Source organism: Thalassotalea litorea (assembly GCF_043642205.1).
Taxonomy (GTDB): domain Bacteria; phylum Pseudomonadota; class Gammaproteobacteria; order Enterobacterales; family Alteromonadaceae; genus Thalassotalea_A; species Thalassotalea_A litorea.
The window spans coordinates 1-7,946 of sequence record NZ_JBHZSG010000072.1 but is presented as its reverse complement, the minus strand read 5'-3'; the positions used below and the strand labels follow the sequence as shown (position 1 = coordinate 7,946).

Sequence of the window (7,946 nt, the reverse complement as noted above, 5' to 3'; positions counted from 1 at the left end):
TATCAATAAAATCTATGTGGTAACTGAACCTCTGCCCTAACTCTGAGTTGTGCACAAACTTAATGGGATTGGTATTAGGATAATTAATTTACTTGACGGTGTGCAGGGAAAAATTTACATTGTTGAACGAAGATATTCGTGAAGTAATAGTGACGCAATGATATTAAAAACAATGTTAAAAAGAATTTTTGTGCTTTTACCACTCGTAGTCAGCGCGACGTTTGCCAGCGCTGAACCAGCCCAGGCATCCGATGCCATTGTGGACATCCCATTAACCCATGATGCGAAAGTATTCTCTCGTTATGATGATGATTACCCAGCCATTTTGACGTTTTTTAGTCAATTGTCTGAATCTGAAATTAAATCGTTCTACGATGCCGAACTTGGTGAACCAACGTCCGCGAAAACCGTCTATGGTCGCCTGGAACTTAAATACTCTCAAAATGACAGATCCTATCGCGTGATCATCGACTCTTTGCAAGAGAATCATCGCGAAGTGGATGTATTGGTTAGCGAATAAGCCAATACCTTTGCCAGTAATCTGGCGTTAAATACCCTGCCCCCACAAAATTTCCCACTACCAGACTGCGGTCTGGTAGTTACTATGCCCATTCTGAATGGACTCAATGCCCATCAGAGTTGATATCAATATCTGTTCAAAAAGGAATAAACCATGAATAAAACCATGAAAGCGTCTGCTTTATCTATCGCTTTGGCATCTTCTGTTCTTTCTGGTTGTGTAACGACAGTTGACCCATACACTGGCGAAGAAACTGTATCCAACACCACCGTTGGCACTACCGTTGGCGCGGTGGCAGGTTCACTGCTTGGTGTTGCGATTGGCGATAACAAAGAGTCTGCAGCCATCGGCGGCGTTGTCGGCTCTGCAATCGGTGCGGGCATCGGCTATAACATGGATCAGCAAGAAGCAATATTGCGTCAAAAATTGCAAAACTCCGGTGTTAAAGTTGTGCGCCAGCAAGACGGTTCTATCAAACTAATCATGCCGTCAAATATTACCTTTGGCAATGATGAAACCATGGTAAACCCGGCGTTTGTGAATACCTTGGATGCCATTGCTGAAGTGTTAAAACAAAACGATAACACCCGCATTCAGGTGATCGGTCATACCGATAGCATTGGTCAGGAGCAATACAATCAAGGATTATCCCTTAAGCGTGCAGCAGCGGTAGCGACAGAAATGCGTGTGCTGGGTGTTGCGGCAAATCGCATTGTTTCTCTGGGCATGGGAGAAAGCCAACCTCTGGCAGATAACAAGTATGCCAACGGTCGGGCGTTAAACCGTCGCGTAGAACTATATATCGTACCTTCCGCGTAAGCTCAAACGAACAAAGTGAAACGCGCCGTAAACATTCTTTCGAAAGTTGTTTGCAAAAAATTTGCGGTGAAAGCAGATTGCAAAAGCCCCAGTTTACATTTTTAAACTGGGGCTTTTTCATTTACGATTATTAAATCGATTTATCTACGTTATATTGGTTAGATTAATTCACTAAATTACTTAGTCAGAATATCGTCAATCGTGCCTTGAGCTAACGGATGGTAGCCTGGACGCGCCTTCTGATAAACCGGTCTGACCCAAGCCAGTCCTGCATCGCTTTCTGCCAGCTTTTGATATAGCGGTACAATCAGCTTACGTCGACCAATATCGATTAAGTAATCTTCCAACTCAGGTTTGATCACATCATAACCGTTATTTAGCGCCAACAAGTACCAGGCATGGGCGATTTCTGCATTTTGGCTGTGGGTTAAATCAAACGCCGAATCGAGTTCCTGCATCTTTGCCAACGCCAAATCGCGTGGCAGCTCATTGATAAAAAATAACCACTCATGAACCGTCCAGTCATCGGTTGGGATCGTATCTAAGGATTGTTTGCCCTGTTGCCAGGAAGATGAATGACGCTCGACTTTCGTAAACACGTCCGACGTTGGATTGGGTGCGGTTTTTGGCAGCCCTTCGCCAAACACCCATTCATCAACTTCAGCTTTGCTCACGATACCCGGATATTTATTGATCAGGTTATTGTTTAAGTACTGAAGAAAGTCTTTAGTACCAATACTTTGGAAACTAAAATGATTAAAATACGCTAGCACAAAGGGATCAAAGCGTTCGCGCCCGAATCGTTGCTCCAAAAACATCAAAAATAACTGACCTTTGACATAAGGCACGTTAGAAAAAGCCGCGTCAGGATCACGGCCTTGTAAATCCAGATATAAAATTGAATCATTGGCTGGCAATGTCTGGATATCGCTTTTCAGGCTGGCAACGCCAAGCACCTGTTCCATAACGGCTCGTTCTTTGGAAAACACCGCTTCCATGATGCGGTTTTCCACATAGAAGGTAAATCCTTCATTCAACCATAGATCACGCCACGTCGCATTGGTGACCAGATTACCAGACCAGGAGTGAGCCAGTTCATGGGCGATAAGATTTACCAGTGATTTATCACCTGCCACTACCGTCGGTGTAATAAACGATAGCCGTGGGTTTTCCATTCCCCCAAATGGGAAGCTTGGCGGCAACATCAATAAATCGTATCGACCCCATCGATATTCCCCGTAAAGTTTTTCAGAAGCGGTGATCATATCCTGGGTATCATCAAACTCCGCCGCGGATGCTTTAAGAATATAGTTTTCCGCGTACACACCGGTTTGTTCGCTCATGGCTTGAAATTCAAGATCGCCAACGGCTATGGCAATCAAATACGCAGGAATGGCTTGCGGCATGGTAAATTGATAATCACCATCGCGTGCGGTTCCCGGCTCATTGTTGGCGCTCATCACCGCTAGCAGGGATTTATCGGTGTTAATTTGTGCGGTATAGGTCATACGAACCGCGGGTGTATCCTGAATCGGGATCCAACTACGGGCATGAATCGCCTGGTTTTGGCTGAACATAAATGGCAGTTTTTTACCGGCGGTCTGCTCTGGCGTCAACCATTGTAACCCCGAGGCCTGAGGTTGAGATTTGTAGGTCACCAATAGCTTATCGGCCTGAAAATCTGGTTTAACCGTTAACTTGGCACCCATTACGTCGTCGCGTTTACCCAGCTTAAAGTTAACTTTTTGCCAGTCGCCCTCACCTTGTTTGGCTTTTACCTGATCAACAACCAAATCCCGGGTATCGAGATACAAGGTTTTGGCATCTTTATCTGACCAGTCCAAGGTAAGCTCAGCGGAGCCAACTAACGCCTTTTGCTCAAAATCTACGGTTAAATCCAGATGCACGTGTGACACTTTCACCTGATCATAATTGGCATAGGTCAGGTCATCATCGACCTTGGCAAATCCAGGTACAACCAACATCAGGTTGATGCTCAGTACCGCTATCACGCGCGTTAAATTGCGACTTTTAAATAACAACATGTTTGACTAAATCCTTGCAACGCTTGTTGATGTCGTTTTGTTTATGCGTATTTTTCACATATTAAACAAAACCTTTGCGATAAGTTTACTGAGGAAGTTCCAGCTTGCAAGCTTTGTGAATGATTACCAACTCGACATTCAGAACATTTGTAAACAAAAGCATTGGCCTTACTCTTCGCTTTTCTGCGATAATTGCCAATCAGAAATTAATGAAAGAACGTATTAACATCATGAGCGACACCCAAAAATCTCTGTTTGCACAACGATTTCGCGGATATTTACCGGTGGTTATCGACGTTGAAACCGCCGGTTTTAATGCTGCCACTGACGCATTGCTGGAAATCGCCGCCAGCATATTGCAAATGGATGAGACAACGGGTTTGTTGTCTTTAAAGGAAACCCTGCACTTTCATGTTAACCCTTTTGAAGGCGCCAACCTGGAACCGGCTGCGCTGGAATTTACCGGCATTGACCCGACAAATCCATTGCGTGGTGCCGTGGATGAAGATGTCGCGTTAAAAGCCATTTTCAAAGCCGTGCGCAAAGCGATGAAAGCCGTTGGTTGTCAGCGAGCCATAATGGTCGCCCATAATGCCGCATTTGATTTAGGATTTGTAAATGCCGCCACCGAGCGCGCGTCGATAAAACGCAGTCCTTTTCACCCGTTTGTCACCTTTGATACGGCAACCTTATCTGGCCTGGCATTAGGCCAGACGGTGCTGGCAAAAGCTGCGGTTGCGGCCAATCTGGAGTTCGATAACCGCGAAGCCCATTCAGCCCTTTACGATACCGAAAAAACCGCTGAACTATTTTGTTATATCGTGAATCGTTGGCAGGAACTTGGCGGCTGGCCATTACCGGAAGTGGCAGCAGAAGAAGCTGGAGAAGCAGAAAACGCAGAGCAAAAGCAGAACGAATCAGATAGCGAATAACTGGACTGGCTGATTCGTCTGAGGGCGAGTTATGGTTTCTTGACGGGGGAAGGCTGATCAGTGTTAGGTTTTCTTACCCAGCCAATGCTTAACAAATATCTAGAACCTTTTTTGATTTTAGATACTTGGTGCTCACTATTATCCGGGCGAAATAATTTAATCCGCCTGGTTTGAAAAATTGCATTTTCACAGCTGAATACACCACCTTCATCTGCATTTTTTAAAACAATATTTAACCGGTAATGTTGTCCTGAATCGACTTTGTCGGTATGTGGGGCTATTTCACTACCCAGAGGAAATTTAAGCAAATACAGATCAAATGTTATTGGCCATGTTGCGCCACACAATAACATTTTATCGTAGCCCGATTTTTGCCTACCTCGTTCCCAACGAAATAATTTACTCAAAAAAGACATGCGAACTCTCAAAATATCAACGCCTTGTTCAACGGTGCGTCAACTTGTCACTTGTTTGGCGTTGTTGCAGAACAAGTGACAAGTTAATGAATTCGCCGCCGAAACTTCTATATATTCGTTTGGAAAGCCCCAGTTTTCTTTTTCTTTCTTTGTGAAACTATGCAGAAAACTGCCATACCCAATAGAAACAATGCCGTTACCACCGGAACGGGTAAATTCAATATATTACCAATAGCTGCCGCCACAATAACACTATAAGCCAATAGCATTCGATAACGGTGTCGAGCCAAACGCTGCGATCTTGACGGTGATAAAACTCGGCCAAATTGAATATCACCAATAGCTAGCGTGGCCAGTAAAGCTAAATGAATCATCAGCACTACAACACGCATTGGTATTGATAAATTTTGCACAATTAATGGAGCTAGCAAGAAAATAAGGCAAGCAACTACCGGCAAATAAATAAACGCTAGAGCTTTTCTAAGGCGCTCATATTTTTCAAAAGCAAGTATTGCAGAGAAAACTAAATAAATAGCAAGAGTCGCATCGATTGCTGAAAGTAAGGTCAACGGTTGCTGATAGAAAAAATAGTAAGCAGTTAAGCACGCCACTAATGTTGATAATGCAAAAACTCTCCCCATTCTGACGTGAGTCACGGAACCTTTTACGGACTTAAGCGCAATCGTTCCTGCGATTAAGGCAAGAAAACCGATAATTACATGCCCCAAGTAACTATACGGTTCAAATTGTGTTATTTGATCTAACATGAATTCACCTTTATTCTATTTCTTAGTACCTATTTAGCCGAGCCTACCTCTTTTTCAATAGCATAAATATCATCGTCTATCGTTTGAACCCGTTCTTCAAAGATAGCTCTCGCATCATGTAATCCACGGTTGTAGTAATACGCGCCTAGTTCTTTAGAAAAGAAGTCTAATAGAAATTCTGCATCAAATTGACCTAATTCTTGATCTAATTCCATATTAAAATAAGATTGTAGCTTTTCAACCATTGCTTCCTTTTCTGTGTTTGTGAACTCGATATCTGACATTTATGATGATCTATCCTTAGGTTTATTACGCCCGCTTAAGCGGACGGAAATTGTTGGCTAACATTTTTTAGGAACGAACTATAGCCAACTGTTGTCCTGATTAATTTTCTTGTTAGGTGTAAATTTGCATAAGGCTAATGCCCAACATCGAACAACCTAAGAATAGGTATACGCAGATTCCAAACCAAAATAAGGCCGGAGAATCTGAACGTTTTGAAGTAAAACCTTTGACTTCAACTTCACCTTTTTTAATTGCGTACGCGCTGTAAGTTAAAGATAGTGCCCCAAGTGACACAAGAAAAACTCTAGCGACAAAGTCACCATAACCTTCGACTTTAGGAGCTAGAACAAGAGCTGCTAATGTCGCAACAATCCCGATCACAAACACTATTTTTAATACTTTCGGGCTACTCAAATTCAATTACACCTAACGCCCCAAGCAGGGATTTTATGAGTGTTTTTCAGCGAGTGAAATTCCCGCTGACTTGGCTTGTTATAAGTAAATTTACTCACAATGCTCAATCTTTTGAGTTAGATATTCAGATTTAATGTAACCCATTGGTTTTCCACCTGTTTCGGTTGAAGCAAGATATAACCAAAACAAATTTAAATCTCTTGAATCAAGACCGATAGTTAACTCAATAGACTGTCCGTTAACTTCGGCTTTTAGGCTTTCATATCTTGTTGGGCTAGAACCACTTACCTTGGTATAAAAAACATCATCAAAAGCACTTTGAATTGGGGGGATATCCAGAGCTTGTTTATCACACAAAACGACAATTGCACCACTAGTGAGTGTAGCAACTTTGAAAGGCTCCAAAATGGAATCAGAAATTGATTTTAAATAGATCATAAAGACGATGACAAGAACAACCATTATCGGCATTCCAATGGCAATAATCTTTAGCATCCGTTTATCTTTTAAAGATTGATTATCCATTTCTAGAATTTATCCATTTACTTATAACGCCTCACCAAGAGGCCAATATCAGTTGGTTAAAATAAGCGACGAAGGAGCAAAAACCAACTGTTATTTGTCCTTTTGAGTGACTTGTTATATGGCGATCCCACTACACTATATTTTGGTTTCCTAATTGCGGAATAAAAGTGTTCAAAAACTCTATATCTCTTGTTTTTAATTTATATTGAAAAAAGTTACTTTCTCGTAAATTTACAAACGCATATTCATCAGGGGTATTAATAAAACCTTGAGTCGTAAATTCGGTAAATACTCCCAGGCATTTATTGTGCTGTTTTTTTGATAATGTAGATGTATTCGAAGTAACATAATCTTTAAGTGTTGCGGCAGAAACCCTTTGGTATGAACCAAGAGAGCTTTGGATTATAGGCATAGTTGTGGGGTTTATCACATCAGTCAAATTTAGTGCTATAAAGCTCCTAGATCTGGAAGATGTATCCCCTGTAATACGTACTTTTGTTTGCGAATTTGCTTCTTTTACTCTCTTTTCTAATTGTTTTTCAGATTTTATTCTTTTACATTCTACATAGAGACGTCTGCCGTCAATCTCAACAACTATATCGGTAATTGTTCTCAAGTCGACATCATACCCAGCTTTTATAAACCGTGAAGCCATAGATAACTCAAAAGCGAAGTCCCTAGATTGATCTGTTTTACTACCATTGCGAAATTTTTGACCTGCTACAGACTTTTTAATAGTATCTAAAGCTTGGGCGCTATTAAAGCTATCAAATGCGTTCTTTACTCTTATTAAGTCATTTGCTTCTAGCTGCGCATTAAAAAAAGTTTTTACACTTTCTTTTGCATTTTCTTTTCCGCCACCTTTAATAAACTCACTAAAGTCTTTTTCATAATCACCAAATCGAGTTCTTTTAAATTCAATGCCTAGGTCACTAATCCACTCACAAGCATTTTTATACTCTTCTTCAATTGTGCGACTTTCTAATATGTACTTTTCAGTATCGTGGTCAATATATAACAAAACATAACCTTAGTAAGGGAGACTAATCATTAGCCATATAACGCCTCATTAAGAGGCAATAAAAAAGTTGGTTAAAATAAGCGAGGCACGAGCAAAAACCAACTGTTTTTTGTCCTGCTTTAATGACTTGTATGGATAATAATCCCATCTTTTTTAATTCTTTTAAAACGTTTTCGGGTAAGGTGAGACCCAGGCTTTAGCT

General features: G+C 41.4%; 10 protein-coding genes. 3 read left to right on the top strand and 7 right to left on the bottom strand.

The window, feature by feature from the left end; all coding sequences use genetic code 11:
- The first annotated feature begins 190 nt into the window (after positions 1 to 190).
- Both ACHUFQ_RS16750 and ACHUFQ_RS16745 read left to right on the top strand, forming a co-directional pair.
- Positions 191 to 520 carry a hypothetical protein gene (locus ACHUFQ_RS16750; RefSeq protein WP_394176994.1) on the top strand — a complete coding sequence of 110 codons (330 nt, stop codon included), beginning with the start codon at positions 191 to 193 and terminating at the stop codon, positions 518 to 520.
- A gap of 153 nt (positions 521 to 673) precedes the next feature.
- Complete coding sequence (locus ACHUFQ_RS16745) at positions 674 to 1,339, top strand: OmpA family protein (protein ID WP_394176993.1); 666 nt, start codon at positions 674 to 676, stop codon at positions 1,337 to 1,339.
- Between the two features lie 176 nt (positions 1,340 to 1,515).
- Here the strand turns inward: ACHUFQ_RS16745 and ACHUFQ_RS16740 are convergent, their stop codons facing one another.
- Positions 1,516 to 3,324 carry a M1 family metallopeptidase gene (locus tag ACHUFQ_RS16740; protein WP_394176996.1) on the bottom strand — a complete coding sequence of 603 codons (1,809 nt, stop codon included), beginning with the start codon at positions 3,322 to 3,324 and terminating at the stop codon, positions 1,516 to 1,518.
- A 290-nt stretch (positions 3,325 to 3,614) separates the two neighbouring features.
- Between ACHUFQ_RS16740 and rnt the strand changes: the two genes are divergently transcribed.
- Positions 3,615 to 4,316 (top strand): ribonuclease T, encoded by a 702-nt coding sequence (rnt, locus tag ACHUFQ_RS16735; protein WP_394176995.1) that lies wholly within the window; start codon positions 3,615 to 3,617, stop codon positions 4,314 to 4,316.
- A 29-nt stretch (positions 4,317 to 4,345) separates the two neighbouring features.
- Here the strand turns inward: rnt and ACHUFQ_RS16730 are convergent, their stop codons facing one another.
- The 6 genes from ACHUFQ_RS16730 to ACHUFQ_RS16705 form a co-directional block, all read right to left on the bottom strand.
- Entirely contained in the window at positions 4,346 to 4,732 is a 387-nt protein-coding gene (locus tag ACHUFQ_RS16730) for a 2OG-Fe(II) oxygenase family protein (RefSeq protein WP_394176992.1), read from the bottom strand.
- Between the two features lie 107 nt (positions 4,733 to 4,839).
- Positions 4,840 to 5,499 (bottom strand): hypothetical protein, encoded by a 660-nt coding sequence (locus tag ACHUFQ_RS16725; protein WP_394176991.1) that lies wholly within the window; start codon positions 5,497 to 5,499, stop codon positions 4,840 to 4,842.
- 29 nt (positions 5,500 to 5,528) lie between these two features.
- Positions 5,529 to 5,783 carry a DUF2164 domain-containing protein gene (locus ACHUFQ_RS16720; protein ID WP_394176990.1) on the bottom strand — a complete coding sequence of 85 codons (255 nt, stop codon included), beginning with the start codon at positions 5,781 to 5,783 and terminating at the stop codon, positions 5,529 to 5,531.
- A 112-nt stretch (positions 5,784 to 5,895) separates the two neighbouring features.
- Positions 5,896 to 6,198: a hypothetical protein gene (locus ACHUFQ_RS16715; RefSeq protein ID WP_394176989.1), complete on the bottom strand. Its 303-nt coding sequence runs from the start codon at positions 6,196 to 6,198 to the stop codon at positions 5,896 to 5,898.
- A 90-nt stretch (positions 6,199 to 6,288) separates the two neighbouring features.
- Entirely contained in the window at positions 6,289 to 6,723 is a 435-nt protein-coding gene (locus ACHUFQ_RS16710; protein ID WP_394176988.1) for a hypothetical protein, read from the bottom strand.
- A 130-nt stretch (positions 6,724 to 6,853) separates the two neighbouring features.
- Positions 6,854 to 7,744, bottom strand: a complete 891-nt coding sequence (locus ACHUFQ_RS16705) for a hypothetical protein (RefSeq protein ID WP_394176987.1) — start codon at positions 7,742 to 7,744, stop codon at positions 6,854 to 6,856.
- Between the last annotated feature and the right edge of the window lie 202 nt (positions 7,745 to 7,946).